27 protein-coding genes are annotated in these 26811 nt (G+C 62.2%); 17 read left to right on the forward strand and 10 right to left on the reverse strand.

Annotation, left to right across the window (positions count from 1 at the left end; genetic code table 11):
* Positions 1 to 2 precede the first annotated feature (2 nt).
* From AC1DYQ_RS11380 to AC1DYQ_RS11395, 4 genes are all read right to left on the reverse strand, one after another.
* On the reverse strand, positions 3 to 2108 hold the full coding sequence (locus AC1DYQ_RS11380; RefSeq protein WP_477686873.1) for a TonB-dependent siderophore receptor: 2106 nt from the start codon (positions 2106 to 2108) through the stop codon (positions 3 to 5).
* A gap of 319 nt (positions 2109 to 2427) precedes the next feature.
* Positions 2428 to 3999, reverse strand: coding sequence for an alkyl hydroperoxide reductase subunit F (gene ahpF / locus AC1DYQ_RS11385; RefSeq protein WP_477686874.1), 1572 nt, complete (start codon positions 3997 to 3999; stop codon positions 2428 to 2430).
* 111 nt (positions 4000 to 4110) lie between these two features.
* Positions 4111 to 4674 carry an alkyl hydroperoxide reductase subunit C gene (gene ahpC / locus AC1DYQ_RS11390; RefSeq protein WP_477671003.1) on the reverse strand — a complete coding sequence of 188 codons (564 nt, stop codon included), beginning with the start codon at positions 4672 to 4674 and terminating at the stop codon, positions 4111 to 4113.
* A gap of 138 nt (positions 4675 to 4812) precedes the next feature.
* Positions 4813 to 5604: a TOBE domain-containing protein gene (locus AC1DYQ_RS11395; protein WP_477686875.1), complete on the reverse strand. Its 792-nt coding sequence runs from the start codon at positions 5602 to 5604 to the stop codon at positions 4813 to 4815.
* 125 nt (positions 5605 to 5729) lie between these two features.
* On the opposite strand from AC1DYQ_RS11395, the gene modA reads away from it, so the two are divergent.
* The 3 genes from modA to modC are packed head-to-tail and all read left to right on the forward strand — an operon-like array spanning position 5730 to position 8299.
* Positions 5730 to 6485, forward strand: coding sequence for a molybdate ABC transporter substrate-binding protein (modA, locus tag AC1DYQ_RS11400; RefSeq protein WP_477686876.1), 756 nt, complete (start codon positions 5730 to 5732; stop codon positions 6483 to 6485).
* Positions 6486 to 6521: 36 nt separating this feature from the next.
* Positions 6522 to 7214: a molybdate ABC transporter permease subunit gene (gene modB / locus AC1DYQ_RS11405; protein ID WP_477686877.1), complete on the forward strand. Its 693-nt coding sequence runs from the start codon at positions 6522 to 6524 to the stop codon at positions 7212 to 7214.
* On the forward strand, positions 7211 to 8299 hold the full coding sequence (modC, locus tag AC1DYQ_RS11410) for a molybdenum ABC transporter ATP-binding protein (protein ID WP_477686878.1): 1089 nt from the start codon (positions 7211 to 7213) through the stop codon (positions 8297 to 8299). Before modB ends, modC begins: the two co-directional genes overlap by 4 nt.
* 295 nt (positions 8300 to 8594) lie before the next feature.
* Here modC and ppsR read toward each other — a convergent pair whose 3' ends face one another.
* The gene (gene ppsR / locus AC1DYQ_RS11415; protein WP_477686879.1) at positions 8595 to 9416 is read right to left on the reverse strand and encodes a posphoenolpyruvate synthetase regulatory kinase/phosphorylase PpsR; all 822 of its coding nucleotides are present in this window, start codon (positions 9414 to 9416) and stop codon (positions 8595 to 8597) included.
* Positions 9417 to 9635: 219 nt separating this feature from the next.
* Here ppsR and ppsA point away from each other — a divergent pair, with 219 nt between their 5' ends.
* The 12 genes from ppsA (at position 9636) to AC1DYQ_RS11475 (ending at position 21962) form a co-directional block, all read left to right on the forward strand.
* Positions 9636 to 12035 (forward strand): phosphoenolpyruvate synthase, encoded by a 2400-nt coding sequence (ppsA, locus tag AC1DYQ_RS11420; RefSeq protein ID WP_477686880.1) that lies wholly within the window; start codon positions 9636 to 9638, stop codon positions 12033 to 12035.
* Positions 12036 to 12238: 203 nt separating this feature from the next.
* On the forward strand, positions 12239 to 12535 hold the full coding sequence (locus AC1DYQ_RS11425) for a hypothetical protein (protein ID WP_477686881.1): 297 nt from the start codon (positions 12239 to 12241) through the stop codon (positions 12533 to 12535).
* Positions 12526 to 13131: a tetratricopeptide repeat protein gene (locus AC1DYQ_RS11430; RefSeq protein WP_477686882.1), complete on the forward strand. Its 606-nt coding sequence runs from the start codon at positions 12526 to 12528 to the stop codon at positions 13129 to 13131. The genes AC1DYQ_RS11425 and AC1DYQ_RS11430 overlap by 10 nt, the downstream gene beginning before the upstream one ends.
* Positions 13118 to 13375: a DUF4212 domain-containing protein gene (locus tag AC1DYQ_RS11435; RefSeq protein WP_477686883.1), complete on the forward strand. Its 258-nt coding sequence runs from the start codon at positions 13118 to 13120 to the stop codon at positions 13373 to 13375. Before AC1DYQ_RS11430 ends, AC1DYQ_RS11435 begins: the two co-directional genes overlap by 14 nt.
* On the forward strand, positions 13376 to 15487 hold the full coding sequence (locus tag AC1DYQ_RS11440) for a sodium:solute symporter family protein (RefSeq protein WP_477686884.1): 2112 nt from the start codon (positions 13376 to 13378) through the stop codon (positions 15485 to 15487).
* 260 nt (positions 15488 to 15747) lie between these two features.
* On the forward strand, positions 15748 to 16113 hold the full coding sequence (rpsF, locus tag AC1DYQ_RS11445; protein WP_007871089.1) for a 30S ribosomal protein S6: 366 nt from the start codon (positions 15748 to 15750) through the stop codon (positions 16111 to 16113).
* Between the two features lie 60 nt (positions 16114 to 16173).
* Complete coding sequence (gene priB, locus AC1DYQ_RS11450; protein WP_477649539.1) at positions 16174 to 16482, forward strand: primosomal replication protein N; 309 nt, start codon at positions 16174 to 16176, stop codon at positions 16480 to 16482.
* Between the two features lie 10 nt (positions 16483 to 16492).
* Positions 16493 to 16777, forward strand: coding sequence for a 30S ribosomal protein S18 (gene rpsR, locus AC1DYQ_RS11455; protein WP_077592883.1), 285 nt, complete (start codon positions 16493 to 16495; stop codon positions 16775 to 16777).
* An 11-nt stretch (positions 16778 to 16788) separates the two neighbouring features.
* Entirely contained in the window at positions 16789 to 17241 is a 453-nt protein-coding gene (gene rplI / locus AC1DYQ_RS11460) for a 50S ribosomal protein L9 (RefSeq protein WP_457278783.1), read from the forward strand.
* Positions 17242 to 17421: 180 nt separating this feature from the next.
* Entirely contained in the window at positions 17422 to 18834 is a 1413-nt protein-coding gene (gene dnaB, locus AC1DYQ_RS11465) for a replicative DNA helicase (RefSeq protein ID WP_457278782.1), read from the forward strand.
* 231 nt (positions 18835 to 19065) lie between these two features.
* A complete protein-coding gene (locus AC1DYQ_RS11470; RefSeq protein WP_477686885.1) occupies positions 19066 to 20940 on the forward strand; it encodes an SLC13 family permease in 1875 nt (624 codons plus the stop codon).
* Positions 20937 to 21962, forward strand: coding sequence for an ABC transporter substrate-binding protein (locus AC1DYQ_RS11475; RefSeq protein ID WP_477686886.1), 1026 nt, complete (start codon positions 20937 to 20939; stop codon positions 21960 to 21962). Before AC1DYQ_RS11470 ends, AC1DYQ_RS11475 begins: the two co-directional genes overlap by 4 nt.
* Before the next feature lie 18 nt (positions 21963 to 21980).
* Here the strand turns inward: AC1DYQ_RS11475 and AC1DYQ_RS11480 are convergent, their stop codons facing one another.
* The 3 genes from AC1DYQ_RS11480 to AC1DYQ_RS11490 form a co-directional block, all read right to left on the reverse strand.
* Positions 21981 to 22769 carry a substrate-binding domain-containing protein gene (locus AC1DYQ_RS11480; protein WP_477686887.1) on the reverse strand — a complete coding sequence of 263 codons (789 nt, stop codon included), beginning with the start codon at positions 22767 to 22769 and terminating at the stop codon, positions 21981 to 21983.
* Positions 22770 to 22821: 52 nt separating this feature from the next.
* Positions 22822 to 23040 carry a hypothetical protein gene (locus AC1DYQ_RS11485; protein WP_477686888.1) on the reverse strand — a complete coding sequence of 73 codons (219 nt, stop codon included), beginning with the start codon at positions 23038 to 23040 and terminating at the stop codon, positions 22822 to 22824.
* Positions 23041 to 23162: 122 nt separating this feature from the next.
* Positions 23163 to 23759 (reverse strand): 3'-5' exonuclease, encoded by a 597-nt coding sequence (locus AC1DYQ_RS11490; protein ID WP_477686889.1) that lies wholly within the window; start codon positions 23757 to 23759, stop codon positions 23163 to 23165.
* A 122-nt stretch (positions 23760 to 23881) separates the two neighbouring features.
* On the opposite strand from AC1DYQ_RS11490, the gene AC1DYQ_RS11495 reads away from it, so the two are divergent.
* Complete coding sequence (locus AC1DYQ_RS11495; RefSeq protein ID WP_477686890.1) at positions 23882 to 24139, forward strand: hypothetical protein; 258 nt, start codon at positions 23882 to 23884, stop codon at positions 24137 to 24139.
* Positions 24140 to 24163: 24 nt separating this feature from the next.
* Here AC1DYQ_RS11495 and AC1DYQ_RS11500 read toward each other — a convergent pair whose 3' ends face one another.
* Together AC1DYQ_RS11500 and AC1DYQ_RS11505 are read right to left on the reverse strand one after the other, a co-directional pair.
* Positions 24164 to 24889 carry a site-2 protease family protein gene (locus tag AC1DYQ_RS11500; protein ID WP_477686891.1) on the reverse strand — a complete coding sequence of 242 codons (726 nt, stop codon included), beginning with the start codon at positions 24887 to 24889 and terminating at the stop codon, positions 24164 to 24166.
* Positions 24890 to 24902: 13 nt separating this feature from the next.
* Complete coding sequence (locus AC1DYQ_RS11505; protein ID WP_477686892.1) at positions 24903 to 25895, reverse strand: DUF2167 domain-containing protein; 993 nt, start codon at positions 25893 to 25895, stop codon at positions 24903 to 24905.
* 199 nt (positions 25896 to 26094) lie between these two features.
* Here AC1DYQ_RS11505 and AC1DYQ_RS11510 point away from each other — a divergent pair, with 199 nt between their 5' ends.
* Positions 26095 to 26682: a hemerythrin domain-containing protein gene (locus AC1DYQ_RS11510; protein WP_477686893.1), complete on the forward strand. Its 588-nt coding sequence runs from the start codon at positions 26095 to 26097 to the stop codon at positions 26680 to 26682.
* Positions 26683 to 26811: the final 129 nt, after the last annotated feature.

The raw sequence follows: 26811 nt of genomic DNA on the forward strand, positions 1-26811 counted from the left end.
GTCTAGAAGCGGTAGGTAGCGCTGGCCACCACCGTGCGCCGCGCGCCATACCAGCAGTCGCCGCGGGCCAGGCAGGTGCTGAAGTAGGTCTTGTCGGTCGCGTTGTTGATGTTGACGGCGTAGCGCCAGTTCGCGGTGTCATAGGCGAACATCAAATCCAGCAGCGCGGCTGCGGGGATTTCGGGGCCATTGCCGCCGCCTTGCTGGTCCCGGAAAGCGCCCATCCAGCGCACGCCCGCGCCCGCAGAAAAGCCATTCACGCCGGCGATGGAGAAGCGGTACTTGGCCCAGGCGCTGGCCTGGTGCTTGGGCAGGCCTTCGAGCTGCTTGTCCAGCTCGGTGTAGTTGTAGTGCGCGACCAGCTCCAGATTGGACGTGACGGAGCCCTTGACTTCCAGCTCCAGCCCTTTGGTGCGCGTGGCGCCCACCTGGTTGTAGGTGTTGGGCAGCGGCGAGGCGATCTGGTTTTTCTCGCGCAGGTCATAGAGCGCGGCGCTATAAGCCAGCGCGCGGCCCGCCGGCTCGTACTTCAGCCCCAGTTCCCATTGCTCACCGCGCAGCGGCGTGAAGAGTTGCCCCTTGATGGCGGCCTGCGGGGTGAAGGATTCGCTGTAGCTCACATAGGGCGACCAGCCCGAGGGGTGGGCATACATCAGGCCCAGGCGCTTGGTGGTGGCCGAGGTCTCTTCCTCAGAGCGGCCTTCGGCGCCCGACACCGACTTGTCGTGGCGCAGGCCCGCCGTCACGATCCAGTTGTCCAGCTTCATCTGGTCCTGCAGATACAGGCCTGTCTGCCGCTGCGTGGTGCCCGGCAGGGCCGCGCGTACGGGGATGAGCAGGTTGCCGTAGACGGGCGCGTAGGCGTCGATATCGCTGACCGTGGCGCCCGCCCAGGTGTTCTCGCTGTGGCGCGCAAAGTCGGCGCCCACCAGCAGCGTGTGCTTGAGCGCACCGGTGGTGAAATGGCCTTCGGCGTGATTGTCCAGCGCGGTGATGCGGTTGCGCGTGAGCGAGCTGTCGTTGATGCGGCCCAGCCGCCGTTTGGCCACCGGGTCGGAGCCCCAACTGCCCGGGTTGGTGAAGAAGTCGCCGTAGTGGTAGCGGTTGTCGTTCTCGTTGGTGGCCATCCGAAAGTTCTGGCGCACCGTCCAGGTGTCGTTGAACTTGTGCTCAAACAGCCAGCCGATGGACTTGCGTTCGGAGTCATAGTAGTCGCCCGGCTCACCGATGAAGCGGTTGGTGGGCAGCTGGCCATTGGGGTTGGGCAGCAGCGTACCTTCCCACGGGAAGAACTGCGAGGTCGAGCCGCTCTTGTCTTTTTGCCACAGCGCCTGCAGCGTGAGCGAGGTAGCCGCATTGGGCCGCCAGGTGAGGGATGGGGCGATCAGGCTGCGGTCGTCGGGTACGAAGTCGACCTGCGTGTTGGCGCTGCGTTTGAGTGCGACCAGCCGGTACAGCCATTCACCATCTTCCGTCAGCGGGCCGGTCAGGTCGAGCTGGAGCTGCTTGCGGCCGTTGCTGCCGAACTGCACGCCCACTTCACGCTGGGTTTCGGTTTGCGGCCTTTTACTGACCATGTTGATGACGCCGGCCGCCGTGCCCGCGCCGAACAGCATGCCCGACGGGCCGCGCAGTACCTCCAGGCGCTCCAGTGTGTAAGGGTCTGCGCGTGTGCGGCTGGTGTAGTAGCCGTAGGCTTCGCGCAGGCCGTCCAGGTAGTTGTCGGGGTTGGCGCCGCGCACACGCACCGAGTCGGTCCGTGAATCCAGTCCATAGGCGTCGGATCGCACGCCGGCAGCGTAGCCCAGGGCGTCCTGCAGGTTGTTGGCACCCTGGTCGGTAATCTGCTGGCTGGTGATGACGGTCACGGCCTGTGGCGTTTCGGACAGCAGCGTGTCGGTCTTGGTCGCGGTAGAAGCTCTTTTGGCGCGGTAGCCGATCACCGGGCCGGTTGCGGTTTCTTTCTCCTGATCGGAGCGCACCTGCACTTCGCGAAGGGTTGTCTCGGCCGCTGTCTGGGCATATGCGCCTTGAAGCGCGGCGATCAGAGAAAGGATGGCGAACGGTGCAAGGTGGCGCGCGGCGTGCGGCAGATGCGAGGTGAGCAAGTCAAAACTCCTGGGGAGGATCGCCAGGGAACTGGCGTGCGCACAGCAGCCCCTGACGCCACGATGGGTGACGAAAATTCAGGGGCCTGTGGGCGGGTTGTTGGCTTGCTACGCCTGGCAGCGCGAGAAGGCTGCCGGGTTGTTTGGCTAGCGAGTAGGGGCGCTGCGAACTATACCATCAAATGAGAACAATTCTCATCTTGTTCCCTGTAGATATCAGGGGGATTCCGGTGAAAAACCGCTCAAAAAAAGGCCGCCCGGAGAGGACGGCCTTTTCGGGTATCCCATCACTGCATCACTGCATCACTGCATCACTGCATCACTGCGCTGCGATGGGGCTGCGGATCAGGTAGTCAAACGCGCTGAGGGCCGCCTTGGCGCCTTCACCGGCCGCGATGATGATCTGCTTGAAGGGCACGGTTGTCACGTCGCCCGCCGCGAACACGCCCGGCACCGAAGTCTGGCCCTTGGCGTCGACGATGATCTCGCCGTGTTTGGAGAGGTCCACCACGCCCTTGAGCCAGTCGGTGTTGGGCACCAGGCCGATCTGGATGAACACACCTTCAAGCTCAACGGTTTTCAGCTCGCCGCTGGCACGGTCTTTGTAGACCAGGCCGTTGACCTTCTGGTCGCCGGTGATTTCGGTCGTTTGCGCGTTGGTGAACACCGTCACGTTCTGCAGGCTGTTCAGCTTGCGCTGCAGCACGGCGTCGGCGCGCAGCGCAGTGTCGAACTCGATCAGCGTCACATGGCCGACGATGCCGGCCAGGTCAATCGCCGCCTCGACGCCCGAATTGCCGCCGCCGATCACCGCCACGCGCTTGCCCTTGAAGAGCGGGCCGTCGCAGTGCGGGCAGTAGGCCACGCCCTTGTTCTTGAACTCGTGTTCGCCGGGCACGTTGATGTTGCGCCAGCGCGCGCCGGTCGAGATCACGATCGACTTGCTCCTGAGCGAGGCGCCGCTTTCAAGCTGCACTTCAATCAGGTTTTTGTCCGGCCCGCTGTTCGGTACCAGCGCCTTGGCGCGCTGCAGGTTCATGATGTCCACGTCGTAGTTGCGCACGTGCTCTTCCAGCGCGTGGGCAAATTTGGGGCCTTCGGTTTCCTTGATGGAGATGAAGTTCTCGATGCCCAGGGTGTCCAGTACCTGGCCGCCGAAGCGCTCGGACGCCACGCCGGTGCGGATGCCCTTGCGTGCGGCATACACAGCCGCAGCTGCGCCGGCCGGGCCGCCGCCGACGATCAGCACGTCGAAGGCTTCCTTTTTGTCGATGATTTTGGCTTCACGTTCCACGCCACTGGTGTCGATCTTGGCGAGGATTTCTTCCAGGCTCATGCGGCCGTTTCCGAACATGGTTCCGTTGAGGAAGACCGTGGGCACGCCCATGATCTCGCGCTCCTTCACTTCATCCTGGAAGGTACCGCCCTCGATCATGGTGGTCTTGATGCGCGGGTTCTGCACTGCCATCAGGTTCAGCGCCTGGACCACATCCGGGCAGTTGTGGCAGGTCAGCGAGACATACACCTCGAAGTCGAAATCGCCGTCCAGCGCGCGGATCTGCTCGAGCACGGGTTGCTCGACTTTGGGCGGGTAGCCGCCGATCTGCAGCAGCGCCAGGATCAGCGAGGTGAATTCATGGCCCATGGGCAGGCCGGCAAAACGCGGACCGTGGTTTTCACCGGGGCGGTTGATCGAGAAAGAGGGTTTGCGGTGCGGGTCATCGCGGCTTTCGGTCAATTTAACCAGCGGCGAGGACTCAGCCACGTCTTTCAGCAGCGACAGCACTTCGCCCGAAGCCTCGCTGTCGTCGAGCGAGGCGACGATTTCGATGGGCGCAGTGGCGCGTTCGAGATAGCTTTTCAGTTGGGCTTTGGTGGCGTCGTCGAGCATGAGGGACTCACTTTCAATTTCAATGGGGAACAAAAAAGCCCGGGACGGCACACACGCGCGTGCCGGGGCCCGGGCCTTCGTCAGGAAGGCAGCAGGGCGTTAGACCTGTTCTTAGATCTTGCCGACGAGGTCGATCGAAGGGGCGATCGTCTTGGCGCCTTCGTTCCACTTGGCAGGGCAAACCTGGCCGGGGTGAGCGGCGGTGTACTGGGCTGCCTTCAGCTTGCGCAGGGTTTCCTTGACGTCGCGTGCGATCTCGTTGGAGTGCACTTCAGCCGTCTTGATGACGCCTTCGGGGTTGATCACGAAGGTGCCGCGCAATGCCAGGCCTTCTTCGGGGATGAACACGTCAAAGGCTTTGGTCAGCGTGTGGGTTGGGTCGCCCACCAGCGGGAACCTGGCCTTGCCGACCGCAGGGGAGGTTTCGTGCCACACCTTGTGCGAGAAATGCGTGTCGGTGGTCACGATGTATACCTCTGCGCCGGCTTTCTGGAATTCGGCGTAGTTGTCGGCAGCATCTTCAACTTCCGTAGGGCAGTTGAAAGTGAATGCGGCCGGCATGAAGATCAGGACCGACCATTTGCCCTTCAGCGATTCGTCTGAAACGTCGATGAACTTGCCGTTGAGGAAAGCTTGGGTTTTGAAAGGCTGGACTTGGGTATTGATCAGGGACATCTGAATAGCTTCCTATGCTGGGTTAAAGAACGGGTAAAAATGCTTTCGAGACGATAGTATAACTATTTTAAATTTAGTGTATCGATAGATATTAGCTATTTGTAGAATAGGCGCGGTGCGGCTTTTTTTACCTGGCCATCAGGCTGAAAGGGCAATCACGAGGGCTGATTCGTCGACCAGGGCCTGAACCGGGGAGCGGACTTTCAGGCTGCTGCCGGCAGGCGCAAAGCCGACCAGCTGCAGGCCTCCGTCAAGTTGCATCGACACTTCATCGCCCGTGGCGCCGCGGCTGATCCGAACCGCACGGCCATTCAATACGCAAATCTCCGGCCGTGTGGGAACCGCGGGCTCACGCACGGCCACCGCCGTAGCCTTGCACAGGGCCAGTACAGTTTGCCCTTTCTGCAAGCCCAGCAATTCGGCACTGGCTTTGGTAATGCGCGAAACCAGCAGTGCCTCACCAGCCAGCCTGAGGTGCACACGCGCCATCTGGCCGCGCACCTCGATCTTCTCAACCTGGCAGGGCAACTGGTTGCGCATGCTGGTGCGCACGCTCATGCTGGACAGTACCGGCAGCGCGCGGGGCAGCAGCAGTTCATTGGCTTTGAAGCCCGCCAGCACCTGGCTACGTGTTTCGCTCAAGAGGCCCGCCACTGCCAGCAGCTTCTGGCCCGCCGGCGTCAGGGTGGCGCCGCCACCGCCAGAGCCGCCCACAGCGCGCTCCACCAGCGCCACACCGGCCAGGTTGGTCAAGGTGTCGATGGCTTGCCAGGCGGCCTTGTAGCTGACCCTGGCTTGCCGCGCCGCCTGCGAGATCGAGCCGCTTTCACCCACCAGGCGCAGGATCTCGATGCGCTTGTCGGCCGGTTCATGGCTGAAGGCGCTTGCGAAGGAGGGAGCAGCAGACGAGGAAGCAGCGGCTTTTTTCATGGAGGCCTCGGGACAGGTACCGCTATTCTAAAATAGAATAGCGAATCGACAGGAGTGGCTTTCTTTCAAACGCATCTTCGTCTCCCGCACTGCCGTCTCCTATCTTTCATCACCGGACTTTCATCATGTTCAGAACTGTGTCGCGCTGGCTGCCGGCTCTGTGTCTCGCACTGGCATCGGCCGCCGCATTGGCGGAGGAAGTTCAGGTCGCTGTGGCCGCCAATTTCACCGCACCCATGAAACTGATCGCCGCGGACTTTGAAAAAGACACGGGCCACAAAGCGGTGCTGACCTTCGGCGCCACCGGCAAGTTCTACGCGCAGATCACCCATGGCGCGCCGTTTGAAGTGTTTCTTGCGGCCGACGACGAAACCCCCGCCAGGCTGGAGAAGGAAGGCGCGGCCGTGAACGGCAGCCGCTTTACCTATGCCACCGGCAAGCTGGTGCTCTGGTCGGCCCAGCCTGGCGTGGTCGATGCACAGGGCGAGGTTTTGAAGAAGGGCAACTTCAAAAAGATCGCCATTGCCGCACCCAAGCTCGCACCCTACGGCGCGGCCGCGGTGGAGACGATGAACAAACTCGGATTGCAGGCCGCGCTGGAGCCCAAGCTGGTGCAAGGCGAAAGCATCGGTCAGGCCTTCAGCTTTGTTTCCACCGGCAATGCGGAGCTCGGTTTTATCGCGCTCTCGCAGGTCTACGAAGGCGGCAAGATCAAGTCGGGCTCGGCCTGGATTGTTCCCGAGAGCCTGCACAGCCCGATCCGCCAGGATGCGGTGCTGCTGGCCAAGGCCAAAGACAGCAAGGCCGCGGCGCAGCTGATGGCCTTTTTGAAAACCGAGAAGGCCAGGGCAGTGATCCGTTCCTTCGGCTACGAGCCCTGAAACGGCCACCAAGTCACACTGAGGCAACACTCAACCATGCTCGACGATGCAAGCCTTCAGGCACTGACGCTGACCTTTCAGCTGGCGGCCACCGCCACCGTGGTGTTGCTGCTGGCCGGTACCCCGCTGGCCTGGTGGCTGGCGCGCACGCGTTCGTGGCTCAAAGGGCCAGTGGGTGCGCTGGTGGCCTTGCCGCTGGTCTTGCCGCCGGTGGTGCTGGGTTTTTACCTGCTGGTACTGATGGGGCCGAACGGCCCGGTGGGCCAGCTCACGCAATCGTTAGGTTGGGGCGTGCTGCCGTTCACCTTTGCCGGACTCGTGGTGGGGTCGGTGCTGTATTCCATGCCCTTTGTGGTGCAGCCTTTGCAAAACGCTTTTGAAGCCATTGGTGAACGCCCACTGGAAGCCGCCGCCACTTTGCGCGCGTCCCCGCTGGATACCTTTTTCAGCGTGGTGCTGCCTTTGGCACGGCCCGCCTACCTGACGGCCGCCGTCATGGGTTTTGCGCACACGGTGGGCGAGTTTGGCATTGTGCTCATGATGGGCGGCAACATTCCTGGCAAGACGCGTGTGATGTCGGTGCAGATTTACGACCATGTGGAAGCGCTTGAATACCGCCAGGCGCACTGGCTGGCCGGCGGTCTGCTGGTGTTTTCCTTTCTGGTGCTGCTCGCGCTCTATACCTTCAATACCCTGCAGCCGGGCAGGCGCAAAGGGCAGGGCGCATGAGGCCGGCAGACAGTGGCATCACCGCCTCGTTTCATCGTGTCTTCACCGATTTCTCGCTCGACGTGTCGCTGGACTTGCCGGGACGCGGCGTCACGGCCGTCTTTGGTCCTTCGGGTTCGGGCAAAACCAGCCTGCTGCGCAGCATTGCCGGACTGGAGCGGGCAGCGGCCGGCCATCTCTCGGTCAATGGCGAGGTCTGGCAAGACGACAAGGCCGGCGTCTTCTTGCCGGTGCATCAGCGGCCGCTGGGTTATGTGTTCCAGGAAGCGAGCCTGTTCGCCCACCTTGACGTGCACCGCAACCTCGATTTCGGCCAGCGCCGCGTGCCGGCTGGCCAGCGCCGCATGTCGCTGGAACATGCCATTGAATTGCTGGGCTTGCAAAAACTGATGCGGCGCATGCCCGGCACGCTTTCGGGCGGCGAGCGCCAGCGCGTGGCCATCGCGCGCGCGCTGGCCACCAGCCCGCGGCTGCTGCTGATGGACGAACCCCTGGCCTCGCTGGACATCGCCCGCAAGGCCGAAATCCTACCTTACCTGGAGCGCCTGCATGACGAACTCGACATGCCCGTGCTCTATGTCAGCCACGCCCCGGATGAAGTTGCCCGGCTGGCCGACCACCTGGTGCTGCTGGATGCCGGCCGTGTCACGGCCTCAGGCCCCACGCGCGAGCTGATGACGCGGCTCGATCTGCCACTGGCGCATGGCGATGCCGCGGCCGCGGTGATAGATGCCGTGATCAGTGCCGTCGAGCCTGAATGGCACATGAGCCATGCCGAGTTTCCCGGCGGACGCATCAGCCTGCTCAACCCTTCGCTGCAGGTCGGCCAGCGCGTGCGCGTGCGCATCCAGGCGCGTGATGTGAGCCTGACGCTGGAGCGCCAGGAGGGCACCAGCGTGCAGAACATCTTTGCGGTCACCGTCACCGGCCTCTCAGCCGACAGCCCGGGACAGGTGATGGTCGGCCTGGACGCCGGCGGCAGCACACTGCTGGCGCGGCTCACCCAGAAGTCGGCAGAAGCCTTGCAATTGCAGCCTGGCAACCTTGTGTACGCGCAGGTCAAGGGTGTGGCGGTGCTGGGCTGACCCGGTGCTGCTATAAAAAAGATAGCTGCTCGCGCACGTCGGGATTGGGCCAAAGGCTGATTTCATGCCAAATTTTTAACAAAATCCAAGACTCCATTTTTTCGGTAAAAATGCTTCCTTGCCAATAGGGACGGGCGCGGGCAGCTATCAAATCAGTAGCAACTTCACCCGGTCCCCGGGAAAAATGGGATTCAGCCCCTATGCAGCGGGAATTGCTTATCGATGCTGACCCCTGCTTCGATTTATGGTCACCCTGTGCATCCCGCGCAGCGGCATGGATGTGCCTGGCCCAGCCTCAGTACTCCAGCCGCTCGGGCCGGATCTCCTGAAGGATGGTGGTGGCGATCTCTTCGATCGACTTGGTGGTGGTTGACAGCCAGCGTATACCCTCGCGCCGCATCATGGCTTCGGCCTCATGGATTTCCTCGCGGCAGTTGGCCAGGCTGGCGTATTTGGAGTTGGGCCGGCGTTCATTGCGGATCTGCGCCAGGCGCTCGGGCGCGATGGTCAGCCCAAAGATCTTCTTGCGGTGCGGCACCAGCGCCGGCGGTAGCTGGCGGCGCTCGAAATCTTCAGGAATCAACGGGTAGTTGGAGGCCTTCAGGCCGTATTGCATGGCCAGGTAGAGCGAGGTCGGCGTCTTGCCGCTGCGGCTCACGCCCACCAGGATCACGTCCGAACCGGCCAGGTCGCGGTTGCTCTGGCCGTCGTCATGCGCCAGCGAGAAATTGATCGCCTCGATGCGGTCGTCATATTCCTTGCTTTTGGACGCATCTGAAAACCGGCCGACCCGGTGGTTGGACTTGATGCCCAGTTCACCCTCCAGCGGCGCCACAAACATGCCGAACATGTCCAGCAGCATGCCGTTGCAATGAGCCTTGATGACGGCGAGGATCTCCATGTTCACCAGCGTCGTGAAGACGATGGGGCGTTTGCCCTCGACTTCGGCCGTGTGGTTGATTTGCCGGATCGCCTGGTGGGCCTTGTCCACGCTGTCGATAAAAGGCAGGCGGACATGGCGCGGCTTGAACTCAAACTGCGCCAGGATGGCGTTACCAAAGGTTTCAGCGGTAATGCCGGTGCCGTCAGAGATGAAAAATACGGTGCGTTGGGACATGGAAGGGCTTCGAAGGAGCTTGAAAGGGCGGAAATGAGGGTTTGGCTGGTTGAAAGCCGGGTGAAAGCCTGACGCGGCACGCCCGGCCGCAGCCGCCTACAATCGTGGCAATTATCCAGTTTGTCACATCATGCCCCGCCACAACCCCTTCCAACAACAACAAGGTTGCTTGCCGCGCATGGTGAATTCCACGGTTTTTAAACCTCCCGGAGTATTTTCATGTCCAAGCTGTTTGAGGCGACCGCCCTGGTCGTACCGTTTGAAAACCTGAGGATGACAGACGTCGAGTCTGTCGGCGGCAAGAACGCCAGCCTCGGCGAAATGATTTCGCAACTGCCGACCGGCCCCAACGGGGTTCGTGTTCCCACCGGATTTGCCACCACGGCCCACGCTTTCCGCGTGTTCCTGGCGCATGACGGCCTCGACAAAAAAATCAACGGCGTGCTGGACACGCTCAACACCGATGACGTGCGCGCGCTGGCCGAAGCCGGCGCCAAAATCCGCAAGCTGGTGGAAGCCCAGCCTTTCCCGGCCGATCTGGAAAAAGCCGTTCGCGACAGTTTTGCCGCCCTCAGCGCCGGCAATGCCCAAGCCAGCTTTGCGGTGCGCTCATCCGCCACGGCAGAGGACTTGCCTGACGCGTCATTTGCCGGCCAGCAGGAAACCTTCCTGAACGTCGTCGGCATCGAGGACGTGCTGCACAAGATGAAAGAGGTGTTCGCCTCGCTCTACAACGACCGCGCCATCAGCTACCGGGTGCATCAGGGCTTTGCCCATTCCGACGTGGCGCTGTCCGCCGGCATCCAACGCATGGTGCGCAGCGACAAGGGTGCAGCCGGCGTGATGTTCACCATCGACACCGAAAGCGGCTTTGAAGACGTGGTGTTCATCACCGCCAGCTACGGCCTCGGTGAAACGGTGGTGCAGGGCGCCGTCAACCCTGACGAGTTTTACGTGCACAAGCCCATGCTCAAAGCGGGCAAACGCGCCGTCATTCGCCGCAACCTGGGCAGCAAGCTGCTGCAGATGGAGTTCACCAGCGCCGACGAGAAAAAAGCCGGCGGCAAGCTGGTCAAGACCACTGATGTGCCGACCGAGTTGCGTAACCGCTATTCACTGACCGACACCGACGTCGAGCAGCTCGCCCGCTATGCGCTGATCATCGAAGCGCATTACGGCCGCCCGATGGACATCGAGTGGGGCAAGGACGGCATCGACGGCGAGCTCTACATCCTGCAGGCGCGTCCCGAGACCGTCAAGAGCCAGTCCAAGGGCAAGGCCGAGCAGCGCTACAAGCTCAAGGGCACCGGCACCGTGCTGGCAGAGGGCCGCGCGATCGGCCAGAAGATCGGCACGGGCGCAGTCCGCATCGTCCACGACATCAAGGACATGGACCAGGTGCAGGCCGGCGACATCCTGGTGACGGACATGACCGACCCGAACTGGGAACCGGTGATGAAGCGCGCCAGTGCCATCGTGACCAATCGCGGCGGGCGCACCTGCCACGCGGCCATCATTGCGCGCGAGCTGGGTATCCCGGCAGTGGTCGGCTGCGGCGATGCCACCGAAACGCTGAAAGACGGCATGCTCGTCACCGTGAGCTGCGCCGAGGGCGATACCGGCAACATTTATGACGGCCTGCTGGAGACCGAAGTGACGGAAGTGCAGCGAGGCGAGATGCCGCCGATCGACCTGAAGATCACGATGAATGTCGGCAACCCCCAGCTGGCGTTTGACTTCTGCCAGATACCCAACCACGGTGTCGGCCTGGCACGGCTGGAATTTGTCATCAACAACAACATCGGCGTGCACCCCAAGGCGATTCTTGATTACCCCAACGTGGATGCCGACCTGAAAAAAGCAGTGGAAAGCGTGGCGCGCGGCCATGCCTCGCCGCGTGCCTTTTATGTCGACAAGGTGACCGAAGGTGTGGCCACCATCGCAGCGGCCTTCTGGCCCAAGCCGGTGATCGTGCGTTTGTCGGACTTCAAGTCCAACGAATACCGCAAGTTGATCGGCGGTTCACGTTACGAGCCCGAGGAAGAAAATCCGATGCTCGGTTTTCGCGGCGCGTCGCGCTACCTCAGCCCTGATTTCGGCGAAGCCTTTGCGATGGAGTGCGAAGCGCTCAGGCGCGTGCGCGACGACATGGGCCTGGTCAACGTTGAGGTCATGGTGCCGTTTGTCCGCACCCTGGGCCAGGCGAAGAAGGTCACGGACCTGCTGGCGCAGCACGGCCTCAAGCGCGGCGAAAAAGACCTTCGCGTGATCATGATGTGCGAAGTACCGAGCAATGCCATCCTGGCCGACGAGTTTCTTGAGTTCTTCGACGGGTTCTCGATTGGTTCGAACGACCTGACCCAGCTCACGCTGGGCCTGGACCGCGACTCCGGCCTGGACATCCTGGCCCAGGACTTCGATGAACGTGACCCCGCCGTCAAGGCCATGCTGAGCCGGGCCATCCAGGCTTGCCGGCGCGCGGGAAAATATGTCGGTATTTGTGGCCAGGGCCCCAGCGACCACCCGGACTTTGCGCAATGGCTCAAGGACGAGGGCATCGGCTCCATCTCGCTGAACCCCGATACGGTGATTGCCACCTGGAAGCAACTGGCCAACTGAAGACGGTTGACATGAATTGAGAAGGTGCGCTGTGGAGAGATCCGCAGCGCATTTTTTTCGCGCGCTTCAACTGGATGACCACGGGAAAACCCCCGGTGGCAGAAGGTTTACCGGTAAGCCAATTGGCAAGGCCTCCGATGACAATCGGAATTGTTGCCTTCATCCCTTCATCCCTTCATCCCTTTATCTGTTTGCCATGAGCCATGCTTGCCGTCACCACTACCGTCAAACTGCTCACTGAAATCGCTCTTCTTGCATTGGCCGGCCAATGGGCGGTAGGCCTGCTGGCAGGCGCAGCCAAGGGCAGCAATCCGTTTTATCGTGTGCTTCAGCTGGTGGGCCTGCCTTGGGTCAAGGCAGCACGCTGGATATCTCCGCGGGTGGTGATGGACCGTCACTTGCCGCTGGTGGCCTTTCTGGTGCTGCTGCTGGTGTGGGCCGTTGCGGCCATTGCCAAAATCCGCATCTGCCTGGAGATTGGGGTGGCGCTGTGCAAATAGGGGCCACCCTTCAATACGGTTTTCTGAAAATACGCGCACTGCTTTTGCTCGCCTGCGCCAAACGGCCTGCTGCGCTGACCGTCTTTGACCAGATGCTGCAACTGCGACCCGCAGACCCCTATGCGCTGGCCAGCCGCGGCCATGTGGCGGCGCAGCTCCAGCTCACGCACGAATCCATTGCCAGCCTGCGGCAATTGACCGCTGTCAGGCCCGGGCAGGCGGCGGGCTGGTTCAACCTGGGTTACGTGTTGCAGCAGGCGGGATGTCATGATGAGGCCGGGCCGGCCTTTGAACGCGCGGTGGCACTGGACGCGCGCCTGGACCAGGCCTGGTATGGCCTGGCGCTGGTGCACATTCACGCGCACCGGTTTGAGGAAGCCGCCGAGGCCCTGCAAAAGAACACAGCCCTGCAGCCCTTGGGCCCTTACGGCTGGTACCGGCTCGCGCAGGTGTGGCTGGCGCTGGGCCAGCCCGCCAAGGCGCGCAAGGTGATTGCACACCTGAGTCGCTTTGAGCCGCGTGTGGCGGCCCAGTTCGAGCGCGAGAACGAGGCCGTTTTTGCGGCCACCGGCGAGGCAACCCATGCAGCCCACTGAAAGCCACCGCCGGTACTGGCGCAAGAACCTGGCTGTGACGGCGGCGCTGCTCCTGATCTGGTTCAGTGTCACGTTTGGTGTGAGTTACTTTGCGCGCGCGCTGAACTTCACTTTTTTTGGCTGGCCTTTCAGCTTCTGGATGGGTGCGCAGGGCGCCCTGGTGGTGTATTGCCTCATCGTCGGCTTTTATGCCTGGTACATGAACCGGCTCGACATCGAGCATGACGTGGCGGACGAGGACTGAATGGGTGGCTTCTTTGGTTCACGCGACGGGGTCATGCTCTCGAGCCAGCAATTCAAGAGGCAGCTGGACCGCGTCTACCGCTGGTACACGCTGGGCCTCGTGGTGTTTGTGGGCATCCTGGCGCTTCTGGAGCGCGCGGGCTTGCCGCGCCTCTGGATAGGCACCGCTTTTTTGTTGGCCACCATCGGCCTCTATGCGGGCATAGGCGTCATGAGCCGCACCACCGACGCCTCCGAATACTATGTGGCAGGCAGGCGCGTGCCGGCGGTCTACAACGGCATGGCCACCGGCGCCGACTGGATGTCGGCCGCCTCCTTCATTGGCCTGGCGGGAACGCTTTACCTCACGGGCTACAGCGGGCTGGCTTTCATCATGGGCTGGACGGGCGGCTACTGCCTGGTGGCTCTGGTGCTGGCGCCTTACCTGCGCAAGTTCGGCCAGTTCACCATCCCGGATTTTCTGGGAGAGCGCTACGGTGGGCGACTGCCGCGGCTCATCGGCGTGGCGGCGGCCATTTTGTGCTCCTTCACCTATCTGGTGGCGCAGATTTACGGCGTCGGCCTGATCACCTCTTACCTGACCGGCATCGCGTTCGAGCTGGGCATCTTCCTGGGGCTGGGCGGCATTCTGGTGTGCTCGTTCCTGGGCGGCATGCGCGCGGTGACCTGGACGCAGGTGGCCCAGTACATCATCCTGGTGGTGGCTTATCTCATTCCGGTGATCTGGCTGTCGGTCAAGCAGACGGGCGTGCCAGTGCCGCAGCTGGTTTATGGTTTTCAGCTTGAAAAGGTTACGGCCAAGGAGAAAGAGCTGACGGCCGACCCCAAAGAGCTGCAGGTGCGTGAGCTGTTCAGGCAGCGCTCGCAAGCGCTGTCGGGCAGGCTGGAGCACCCCGCCGAGTCGCTGGCCGCCGACAAGCTGGCCGCCGCCAAACGAATGGAGCAGCTCAAAAGCGGCAATGCATCCGTGGCTGAAATTTCATCGGCCGCCAGGGCGATGGCCGCCATGCCCCGGGACGAGGCCGCCGCCGTCAAGGCCTGGACGGCGGCCAGGGCCGCTGCGGACGTCAAAACCCAGCCGCTTAACGGCATGCCCGCCCACGCGGCCCAGTTCTCAGGCAACCCGGATGGGACCCCGAAAGAGCAGGAGATCTACGACACTTCGCGCCGCAATTTCCTGGCGCTGGTTTTTTGCCTCATGGTGGGCACCGCGGCCTTGCCGCACATCCTGATGCGCTATTACACCGTGCCCAGTGTGCGGGAAGCGCGGCAATCAGTCACCTGGTCGCTGGTGTGTATCTTCCTGCTTTATTTCACCGCACCGGCACTGGCGGTGCTGGTGAAGTACGAGATATTCACCGTGCTGGTGGGCATGCCGTTTGACCAGCTGCCCGCCTGGGTGCATTCCTGGACGCGGGTGGACCCTTCGCTGCTGTCGGTCACAGACATCAACAAGGACAACATCCTGCAGCTCAACGAGATGAACATCGGCGGCGACATCATCGTGCTGCTGACACCCGAGCTGGCAGGATTGCCGTATGTGATTTCGGGCCTGGTGGCCGCGGGTGGGCTGGCTGCCGCGCTCTCCACCGCCGACGGCCTGCTGCTGACGATTGCCAATGCGTTGGGCCACGACCTCTATTACAAGATGATCGACCCCAACGCCTCGACCGTGAGCCGGGTGACTGTATCCAAGATATTGCTGCTGATCGTCGCCTTGCTGGCGGCCTATGTGGCGGCGCAAAAGCCGGCAGACATCCTGTTTCTGGTGTCGGCCGCGTTCTCGTTTGCCGCCGCCTCGTTCTTCCCGGCGCTCAGCCTGGGGATTTTCTGGAAGCGCGCCAACGGCATTGGGGCCGTGCTGGGCATGGTGTCGGGCCTGGGCGTGACCTCGTATTACATGTTCACCAACCAGGCCTGGCTGCGCGCCACTTTCGGCATCACTTCGCCGGTGCAGCTCTGGTGGGGCATAGACCCGATCTCGGCTGGGCTTTTCGGGGTGCCGGTCGGTTTTGCCGTCATTGTGCTGGTGAGCCTGGTCACCCGGCCCCCGAGCCAGAAAGTCCAGGAACTGGTCGAATACATCCGCTATCCAGACCTAAAACGCCTCTAAAACCCGGTCAAAGTGGTCGTTGGGGGTGTTCTCGGCGTTTTCAGGGCCTTTTCTCTCAAAAAGTGGGCGAATTCGGCTCCTCCCCGCCTTTACCGGCATGAGCCGTGGAACCGGCTTTGCCGGGCCACAGGCGGGCGGCCCCCTCGGGGGGCAGCGACCCACACGAAGTGGGGGAGCGTGGGGGTGCTATAATCATTGGCTTCGCCTTGCTGCACCCTTAACGACGCTGGGGCAGCTTCAATCAACCACAAGGAGAGTTTATGCGTCACTATGAGATCGTCTTGCTGATCCACCCGGATCAAAGCGAGCAAGTCCCAGCCATGCTGGAACGTTACAAGGGCATGATCACCGCCGGCGGTGGCAAAGTGCACCGTGTCGAAGATTGGGGCCGCCGCCAGCTGGTGTACCTGATCCAGAAACTGGCCAAAGCCCACTACCTCTGCATCAACATCGAAGCCAGCCAGGCCGTGATGGAAGAAATTGAACACGCGTTCAAGTTCAACGATGCCGTGCTGCGCCACCTGACCGTGGTGAAGAAGAAAGCCGAAACCGGCCCGTCCCTCATGATGCGCAACGTCGAGAGGGAAGAAGCCCGTAAGGCCCAACAGCAGGAGTATGCGGCTTAATAGCCACCATGCTGTTGAACGCCTCGCTGCCGCGCAGCTGCCATTGAGCAAAAGCACGCAGTGAACCACGTTGAACTGACCGCCTGTATCGCCGAGGCAAGTCCTCTTCGCTACACGCCCGCTGGAATCCCCGCCGCCAATTTCGTCCTCGAACACGAGTCCGAAATCGTCGAAGCCGGAGTCACCAGACAGGTCAAGTTGACGGTCAGGGCGGTGGCCTTCGGAGCGCTGGCTGAGCAATCAGCCAAATCCCCGCTAGGCAAACCCTTCAGGTTCACCGGTTTTCTCATCAATGCGCGCACCAGCAAAGGTGTTGTTTTTCATATCCAGGCTCTGCACAAGGTAGAGCAAGTACCGAACCCCATTTAAGGAGTCCATCATGCCCGGACCAAAACGTTTCAACAAAGACAAGCGCCCCAAGCGCAATACCCAATCCCTGCTGTTCAAGCGCAAGCGTTTTTGCCGCTTCACAGCCGCTGGCGTTGAAGAAATCGACTACAAAGACATCGACACCCTGCGCGATTTCGTAGCCGAAAACGGAAAAATCATCCCCGCACGCCTGACCGGTACGCGCGCGATTTTCCAGCGCCAGATCAACACCGCCGTCAAGCGCGCTCGCTTCCTCGCGATGCTGCCTTACAGCGACCAGCACCGTAGCCTGTAAGGAGCACGACCATGCAAATTATTCTGCTCGACAAAGTCGTGAACCTCGGTAACCTCGGCGAAATCGTCAAGGTCAAAGACGGCTATGCACGCAACTTCCTGATCCCTTCGGGCCGCGCACGCCGCGCCACGGAAGCCAACAAGGCCGAATTCGAAGCTAAACGCGCCGAACTCGAAAAAGCTGCAGCAGCCAAGCTGGCCGAAATGCAGGCCCAGGGCGCAAAGCTCGGCGGCACCACCGTCAAGCTCACGCAAAAAGCCGGTGTTGACGGCCGCCTGTTCGGCTCCGTCACCAACCATGACATCTCGGCCGAGCTGACCAAGCAGGGCTTCCCTGTGCTGAAGTCGCAAATCCGCATGCCTAACGGTCCGCTGAAGATTGTTGGCGACCACGCCGTGACCGTTGCCCTGCACACCGACGTGGCAGTGGACATCACCGTCACCGTGTACGGCGAAACCGCTTAAGCGGTTTCTCCCTCCGCAAAAAAGCCGCTCGCCGAGCGGCTTTTTTCATGGCCGGCCGGATCAAGCGGCTGTACACAAGCTCACGGTGTATTTCCACCCGATTTCCCCCGGTTATCCACAACCTTATCCCGTGAGGTTTTACGCTCCCGGCGTACCATTCACCCTCTCCCAAGGAAACCCATGTCCGCCGTACTTTCCACCTATGACGATCCCGGCTACAGCCCCGACCGCCAGATCGCCCAGCTGCGCATTCCGCCGCACTCCATCGAGGGTGAATCCAGCGTGCTGGGCGGCCTGCTGCTCGACAACGGCGCGTGGGACCGTGTGGGCGACCTGCTGACCGACCAGGACTTCTACCGCTCCGAACACAAGCTGATCTATGCCGCCGTGGGCGCGCTCATCAACGCCTCCAAGCCGGCCGACATCATTACGGTGTACGAGCACCTGCAAAACCAGGGCAAGGCCGACGAAGTAGGGGGCCTGAGCTACCTCAATTCCCTTGCGCAGTACGTTCCTAGCGCGTCCAACATTCGCCGCTACGCAGAAATCGTGCGCGAGCGTTCCATCCTGCGCAAACTGGTGTCCGCCTCGGACGAGATTTCCACCAACGCCTTCAACCCGCAGGGCAAAGACGTCGCGACCATCCTCGACGAAGCAGAGCAGAAGATCTTCAAGATCGGCGAGCAGGGCTCGCGCATGAAAGAAGGCTTCCAGAGCATGGATACGCTGGTCGTGAGCCTGCTCGATCGCGTCACCGAGATGGCCGAGAACCCGCAGGATGTCACCGGCGTGCCCACGGGCTTCTACGACCTAGACCGCATGACATCCGGCTTCCAGGCCGGTGACCTGGTGATCCTGGCGGCGCGCCCCTCCATGGGCAAAACCGCGCTGGCCATCAACATCGCTGAAAACGTCGCCTTGCTCGAAGGCCTGCCGGTTGCCGTGTTCTCCATGGAAATGGGCGCCTCGCAGCTTGCCGTGCGTATCGTCGGCTCCATCGGGCGCATCGACCAGACCCATCTGCGCACGGGCGCCCTCACGGACGAAGAATGGCCGCGCCTGACCGAAGCTATTGAAAAGCTGCGCACGGTTTCGTTGCACATCGACGAAACCCCCGGCCTCACGGTGAGCGAGCTGCGCGCCAACGCCCGCCGCCTGGCCCGCCAGTGCGGCAAGCTCGGCCTGATCGTGGTCGACTATTTGCAGCTCATGAGCGTATCCGGCGGTATGGCAGACGAGAACCGCGCCACGGCCGTCGGCGAAATCTCACGCGGCCTGAAAATGCTGGCCAAAGAGCTGCAGTGCCCCGTGATCGCGCTGTCGCAGCTCAGCCGCGGCGTCGAGTCCCGCACCGACAAACGCCCCATGATGAGCGACCTGCGCGAGTCCGGCGCCATCGAGCAGGACGCCGACATCATCATGTTCATCTACCGTGATGAGTACTACACCAAAGAGGCCTGCAAGGAGCCCGGTGTCGCCGAAGTCATCATCAGCAAGCAGCGTAACGGCCCCACGGGCACGGTCAAGCTGGCCTTCCTGAATCGCATTACCAAATTCGAAAGCCTGGCCAGTGGCGGCAGTGGGGATTTTTAAGGCCTGAAGAAACTCGCAGGCCTTCCGGTCGTATCGAGTGGCCACGGCGCAGTGGCCTCCTAGGGTTTTCCGGCGGCCGTTTTCGGGAAAACGGTGATTTAATGGCAGAAAACAGCTGCAGGCCAATCAAGCCGGGCGCAAGCAGCTATCAATACAATAGCTAAAGGAGGAGGCCCCATGCCGATGCCCCTGCGGATTCTTACCGTCACCTCAATGTAGGTCCGGGAATCCATGCCTGTTTCCTCCGTCATTTCCGCTGCCATCCCCGACGCCGACATCCTGGCGCTTTTGCGTGGCGACGCGCTGTTCGCCGACCTGTCCGGCAGCCAGCTTGCACGCCTGCTCGGCAGCCTGCACACGCTCGAATTCGCCGCCGGCGACACGCTGTATGAGAAAGGCGCACCGGCCGAATATCTGTACGTGATTGAAACCGGTGAGCTGCAGCTGACCACACCAGGCGGCCGCACGGTGGCGCTGCCCGGCATGCGCTGTGGTGAAGAAGCCGCCTGCGGCACGGCCAGCTACCTGTGCAGTGTGACGGCCGCCACGCCGGTGAGGGCGGTGCGGGTCCCACGCGAAGCCCTGGCCGAGCTGGCCGAAAAATCGCCCGCCCTGCGCAACAAGGCCTGGCTGACGCTGATGGGTTATGTGGGCGGCGAATCCTTTCTTGCACCGGCCCCCGGCAAGCCGGCCGCCAAAAAACCGGCCAAACCCATTTCCCGGCGCGAGCTGGTGGGCTGGCTGGGCGTGGTAATGGTGCCGCCCGCGATTTATTTCCTTTCCGGCATGGCCGGGCTGGTGGTGGAGGCCTCGTTGTTCCTGGCCATCCTGTCGGCCACGGTGCTGATGTGGCTGTTCAACCTGGCCGATGAGTTCGTGCCGCCGCTGGTGGCCATTACCGCGGTGCTGATCGTCGGTCTTGTGCCCTACGAAGTCGCTCTGGCCGGGTTCTCGTCAAGAACACTCACCACGCTGGTCGGCGTGTACGCGCTGGCCGCAGTGATCTCCGCCTCGGGCCTGAGCTACCGCTTCATGCTCTGGCTGCTGATACGCCTGCCCGACACGCCGTTCTGGCACCAGGCGGCGCTGCTGCTGTCGGGTTACCTGCTGTCGCCCATCATGCCCTCGGGCAATGCGCGGCTGTCGCTGGTGCTGCCGTTTTACCGCGACATGATCGAAGGCCTGAACCTGCCGGCGCACAGCAAGTCCGCCACGGCCTTGATGGCCGCCACGTTTTCCGGCGCCATGCTGTTCTCACCGATGCTGCTGACCAGCAAGTCGTCCAACCTGACGGCTTTCGGCATGCTGCCCGTGCAACTGCAGGACCAGTTCCAGGGCCTGTTCTGGTTTGTCGCTGCCGGCGTGGCCGCGCTCACCGTCACGGCCGCGCACCTGGTGGTGGTGCGCCTGTGTTTTGGGCGCACGGCCCAGGCCGCTTTGCCCAAGGAAAGGCTCAAGCGACAGCTGGCCCTGCTGGGCGACGTCACCCGGCCCGAAAAAGCCGCGCTCACCGGTTTCCTGTTCTTCCTGGTGGGCGCCGGCACCGCCGGCTGGCACCAGATTTCTCCCGCCTGGCTGGCGGCCTTTTTGCTGGTGGGCCTGCTGCTCATGGGCTTGCTGAGCAAGAAAGACTTCCAGCAAAAAATCGACTGGCCGATGATTTTCTTTCTGCTCAGCCTTGACGGCCTGAGCCGTGCCATCAGCTACCTGGGGCTGGACACCGCACTGGCCCATTCGGCGGGCAACATGTTTGATTTTGTCGGCGGAAAAATGGTCTGGTTTATTCCGGTCGCGCTGGTGGTCACGCTGCTGCTGCGCCTGGTGCTGCCCATTACCGCCGGCATGATCGTGGCAGCGGTCATCCTTCTGCCGATCGGGCAGGCGCAGTTCATCAACCCCTGGGTTGTGGTCTTCCTGACCGCCATGTTCAGCGACATCTGGTTCATGCCCTACCAAAGCTCACAGTACCTGCAGGTCATGGGCAGCGGGCTGGACCGCTACTACAAACACACCGATTTCCTGCGCTATAACCACTGGATGAACCTGGCGCGCCTGCTGGCAGCCTATCTTTCGATCCCTTACTGGGAATGGCTGGGCCTTGTATGAAAAACGGAACCCTTGCCGTCCTGACGGGCGCGGCCCTTCTTGTCGCACTGCTGCTGCTGGGCATGTTCAACCTGTCCAAGCCGCGGGTGCTGGTGCTGCACAGCTCGGACCGCAACTCCACCACCGTCGGCAAGATGGACGAAGGCATACGCCATGTCCTGGACAAAAACAGGCAGCCGCTGACGGTGCGCTGGCATTACCTGGGCATAGACCGCCTTCCCGATGAAGACCACCGCCAGGACGCCGCAAAAGAAGGCCTGCGCGCCATTGAGCAGTTCAACCCCGACCTGGTGATTGCCGTAGACGACGAAGCCCAGCAATACGTGATGCGCCGCTTCGCCGGGCAGGGCCGTCCCAGGGTGGTGTTCGCCGCCATAGACCATGAGCCCGCAGAGTACGGCTACGTGGGCGCAGCCAACGTCACCGGTGTCGCCGAGCGCCTGCCGCTGGCCGCCATGCGCGACTTGCTGCAGCACGTCAAAAAGGGCCAGCCCGTGCGCGTGGCAGTACTGGGCGACACCGGCCCCACCAGCAAGGGTCAACTCAGGCAGGTCGAGGCTTTCAACTGGGCGCCGCATAGCGTGGCGGTCACCCACACACTGGGCGATTTCCCCGCCTGGCAGGCTGCCATCAAGGCCATGGACGGCAAGGCCGATGTGGTGTTGGTGCTCTCGCACGGCAGTTTGCGTGCCGGGCCCGCAGCGGCCGGCGTGGTGCCCGATGCCGAGGTGATCAAGTGGCTCGAAGCCAACGCCGCGCCCTTGCCGCTGGGGGTCGACATTGAATACGTTCAGCAGGGCGGGGGGCTCAGTGTGGCGCCGTCTGCCAAGTCGATGGGGGAAATCGCCGCCGCCGACGCCCTGGCCTGGCTGAAGGCAAAACCCGCCAGTGCGCCGCCGCTTCCGGGCCAGGACACGCGCTACAGCGTGGGTTTGCGCGCTGCCGCCCTGGGTGCCCGCAACATCACGCTGCCGTCGATCTACACCGAGGCCGCGCGGCTGGAGCAACTCTACTACCCATGATGCCCGCAGTGCCCGCCATCAAGGGGCGGTGACAGGTTCCAGCCCGGTTTTCCGGATGACGGGCGCGGCCGCCGCAGTGGTAAAGAAACGAATCAATGCACGTGCGGCATCCTGCTCGACAGCATCGGCGGCAATGCCCGCTGAAAACACGGTGACGCGCTGCACTTCATCCGGCAGCGGCCCCACATAGTCGATGCCCGGAACCGGAAGCAGTTCGCTGACCTGCTGGAACCCCAGTTCGGCATCACCGCGGGCCACCGCGGTGCCCACCCGCTCGCTGAGTATTTTGGTGCTCTTGCCTGCCACCTGCGCGGAAATTCCCAGGCGCTGGAACAGCTCGGTCGAGATATAGACACCGCTCGCGCTGGCCGAGTAGGCAATGGACCGGGCGTCCAGCAGCGTGCGCCTGAGCGCGTCGACCGTGCTGATGTCAGGCTTGGGCGCACCTGCGCGTACCACCATGCCGATCAGGGAACGCACCAGGTCCACCCGGCTGCCGGCTTGCACCTTGCCCTGGCTCACGAGCGCATCCAGCGCCGGCGCCGCCAGGATCACGATGTCGGCCCGCTCCTTGCGCGCCAACCGGTTCGGAATGGCGTCCGGCGCGTCGCCCATGGAAGCGCCATACGCCGTGATGACTTTGTGCCCGGTTGCACGCTCAAAGGCCGGCACCAGCTCGTTATAGGCGGCAGTAAAGCCGCCAGAGGTCATCACATGAATGTCGGCCGCACACGCGCCGCCGCCGGGCCATACCAGCGCGGGCAGCAGCAGCCAAAAGATCCTGCAGAACTTCAGAAGTTGTTGCATGCCATCTCCTCGCTTTCTTCGACTTCTTCGACTTGCTGCGTGGATGCCTGACTCAGCGCACGCACTCAAACCCGTACTGCTCGGGGGTTGGCTTTGTCACCAGCCGGGCATGCAGGCCGCGCTTCTGGCATTCCATTTCAGCGATGTCGGTGGCTTCGCCCAATTTCGACGGGCGCGCTTTGACCACAATCAGTTTGTCATTGACGCTGACCAGTTCGGCGGCGCAGCCGGAGATCAGGACGCAGGCGAGCAGGGGGAACAGTGTTTTCATGGTTGTTTCCTTCTAAAGATAAAGATAATTTGGGCCGTCAGAATTCTTAAGTAAAAAGCGGTTGAAGCCCTTTGTGGACGAGCGCAACCAGCTATCAATTTGGTAGCGTATTGCGGCTGCGCCTACCCCAGCCCCAGCGCCTTGAACACACGCAGCGCGCCATAAGCGTCGTTGGCCGCATAAATGATCTGCGCTTCCGTCAGCCGTTCATTGGCCCAGTTGGAGGTGGCGGCTTTCTTGGATTTGAGGAAGCGCTTGTTGAACATCACGGCCACAGCGCCGCGCACACCCATGTCCTTGCGGTAGCCGCGCTCGCGGAACACCACGTTCAGGTCCAGCACGCCCTGCAGGTCTGTGCCCAGCTTGCGGATGATGCGGCGCTGGTCGTCCCCCAGGCCGAAGCCGGCCTTGATGATCGCAGGCGAGCTCAGCAGCAACCCGACCACGCGGCGGCATTCGGCATCTTCGAGCTGGAAGATCCAGGCCTTGTCGAGCGCTGAAAGCTGCACGATGTGCGGCCCTTCAGAAGCCTCGTTTTTGGCAAAGGTCGGTTTTGATTCGGTGTCAAAACCCAGCACCGTGGCGCCGGCCAGGGCCTGCAGCGCTGCGGCAGCCTGGGCCGGTGTCGCCACCACCTGGATCTGCCCCAGGCTCAGCCGGTCGAACGGCTCCAGCAGGGCAATTTCTTCTTTTCCGGGGGTCGGGTGGCGCTCTGTCATGGGTATTGGGGCATAAGTGGGCAAAAACAGGGCTGCGGCAAGGTTTGTGCAAGGCTAGAGCTTACAGTCAGGGTTAACGCATTACACCGGACCGCCCCCGACCGCCCTCACTCACCTACATCATGGCAGCAGCACAAAGCATCACCACCGAGCATTACAAGCTCTTTCCGTCGCCGCGCAACCGGTATCGCACTATTTTTCTGCACCAGGTGTTTGTGCCGCACTCCTTCATGCTGATCGACATGGAAAGCTACGGGCTCAAGGGCAAATACAGCCTGTTCGGCGCCTGCCGCCTCGCCGACATGCGCATGGGGCAACTGGTGACGCTGGAGCTGCCCGAAGACGAAGCAACCTTCAACGCGAAGTTTGTGCCGGACTGACACGGGCCGTGCGCTCAACCCGATTTACCGGATGGCGCTGACGCCGCGCAGCATTTCATGCACGTCATGCGTCATTACCGCCAGAAACGCCGCCAGGGCCAGGTAATAAAAGCCGTACTCAAACCGCGTGGCGGCGCTGGTGGCGTAATAGGTTTTCGCTTCTTCGCTGTCTGATTTGTAGCGTATGGCCTTCAGCAGCTGCGGTCCGGCCAGCAGCGCCATCAGGATCAGCATGGGGCTGGGCCGCCAGAAGAACAGGCCCACCAGCACCGGCACCCCCAGGAACCAGATGCGCGGCGACAGCACCGCGGTGATGCGGCCTCCGTCAAACGGCGACAGTGGAATCAGGTTGAAGAGGTTCAGGAAAAAGCCGGAATACGCAATCGCCAGCAGCAGGTTGCTGTCCTGGTCGCGCGCCAGGAAATAGCAGGCCAGCGCGCCTATCGTGCCCAGCAGCGGGCCGCCCAGGCCCACATACGCTTCGGTTTCGGCGTCATGCGGCATGTCCTTGAGCTCTACCCACGCACCCACAAACGGGATGAAGGTGGGCGCGCCCACATTGAGGCCACGCTGCCGCGCGGCAATGTAGTGGCCCATTTCGTGCACAAACAGCAGCGCCACAAAACCCACCGCGTAGCGCCAGCCGAAGAGCAGCGCGTAGGCAAACACTGAAATCAGCATGCTGCCGCCCGTGAGCAGCAGCTTGCCGAATTTGGCGCCGGTGAAAAGCAGCAGCAGGAGTTTCGTCACGCGAAGGTGCTTTTCAGGCGGTGGGCGGAGCGGGAGGTTTTGCCGGGGTGGTTGGCGTGTTTGCCGCACTGCCGAATGCGGCAGGAACCGTCTCCTGTTCGGCGGCCGCGACGGGCATCGGCGCTGCAGCCGGTTTGCGCTTGAAGTATTTCAGGAACACCGCGCCAAACCCCGCCACGGCCAGAAAGATCACCTTGGCAAACTTGGCAAAAAAGAGCGCGGCGACGGCGAAGAAGCCGAGTTTTTTCGCGGCCACGCCCAGCACCAGCGCGGCCAGGCCGTATTCGGCCACCTTGTCGGTTTTGGAATTGAAATCGGCGTAGCGTTTGCCGTCGTTGTATTGCAGGGCCGACAGCAGCTCCGCGGCGACGGGTTTGTCTTTCGGCAAATCATTCAGCGCCGTCACCAGGTTCAGGCTGAAGTAGCCCTCACGCCCCAGCGCGTAGGTGTTGTAGTTCACCCCCTGCGCGGCATCGGGCGCTGCACCGCGGTCCTTGCTGGACATGGCCCACACCAGCCGGTGGGTGGCGGCGTTGTAGGCCGGCTTTTCGGCCCAGCCGACAATTTCCATTTCAGGAAAACCCATCTTCTTGCGTTCGCTGTTTGAGGCTTCCGTGCCTTCGCGGTAACTCTTCAGAAGGTCTTCGGCGTTCCAGTCCTTGGCGTCGTCGTCTTTCACGTAGCCCGCGGATTCAAAGCGCACCGTAACAAACCAGGAGTCGTTGGCCGCCGGAAACACCAGGCCCTGCAAGCGCGAGTCTTTGCCGGGGTTGCCCATGGCATTGAGAAGCCTGGCGGCCTGCGGCTGCGGCACAAAAATGCGGCCGGCCGGCAGCTTCAGCACCGCCTGGTCGGCCAGGGGAATATCCTGCGGGCCTTCCTTGGCTGCGGCGCGGGCTTCCGCCCAGATTTTTTCGGCTTCGTCTTTTGACATCGGCTGCGCCAGGGCTGCACTGCAAGACAGCACAACCGCCAGCGCACAGATGCGCTTCCACAAATGGTTCATCAAGTCCTCCCTGTTGGAATAAATTTCCGGATATTCTGACACGGGCTTTGGGGGAACCTGCGGCTGTTTGATCTGGATCAACAGCGCCCCTGATCGCCTCCCTATAGTCAAACTGGCTGCACGGTGTCCAGTTGGTTCTTCCCGGCTGCTGCCGGGTTGGCTGGCCGGCAGGGTGCATCCGTTAACCAGGGGAATATCCATGAGCATCCATCACGTCAGCTACCACAGTGGGGAATTGCCCGCGCCTCCCGCCGCTGCGGGCCTGGTTGACCTCACCATGCCGTTGGCCGGCTTCTCGCAATGCCACTTCGGCATTGCTTCCCAGCTACAGGCTTTCGCCGAGCTGCCAGCCTTGCTGGCTGCTGCCGCGCAAGCGCGCAACGTCGCTTCGCACACGCTCAGCCTCTTCAAGTACGCGGTGGCAAGCCACCATGCCGACGAAGAAAATGAGTTGTTCCCGGCGGTGCTGCGCAGCGCCGCCAAGGGAGAAGAGGCCGAGAAGGTCAGCGCGATGATCAAGCGCCTGGTGGCCGAGCACCGCAAGATCGAATCGATCTGGAAAGACCTCGAACCCGCAGTGAAAGCGGCGGCAAAAAACCAGCCGGCAGAGCTGGACCTGCAAGCGGCGGAGGCACTGGTGCAGGCCTACCTGAAACACGCGCGCTTTGAAGAGGAAGAATTCCTTCCGCTGGCCGAAACCATCCTCGGGCGCAACGGCAACCACATGGCGGCCCTGGGCCTGTCGCTTCACCTCAGGCATGCGCCCATGGTGGTGGGGCATGTCTAGGCGCTTGCGTGGCTGATGTGCGTTGCACCGGAATATTCAAGAGAAAACAGGCTTTCTTCCAATAAGGACGGGCGCAAGCAGCTATTAAAAGTATAGCGTTAGCGGCGCTGAAAACCGGCCGCGCGGCGG

The organism is Polaromonas sp. P1_F4 (assembly GCF_056405675.1).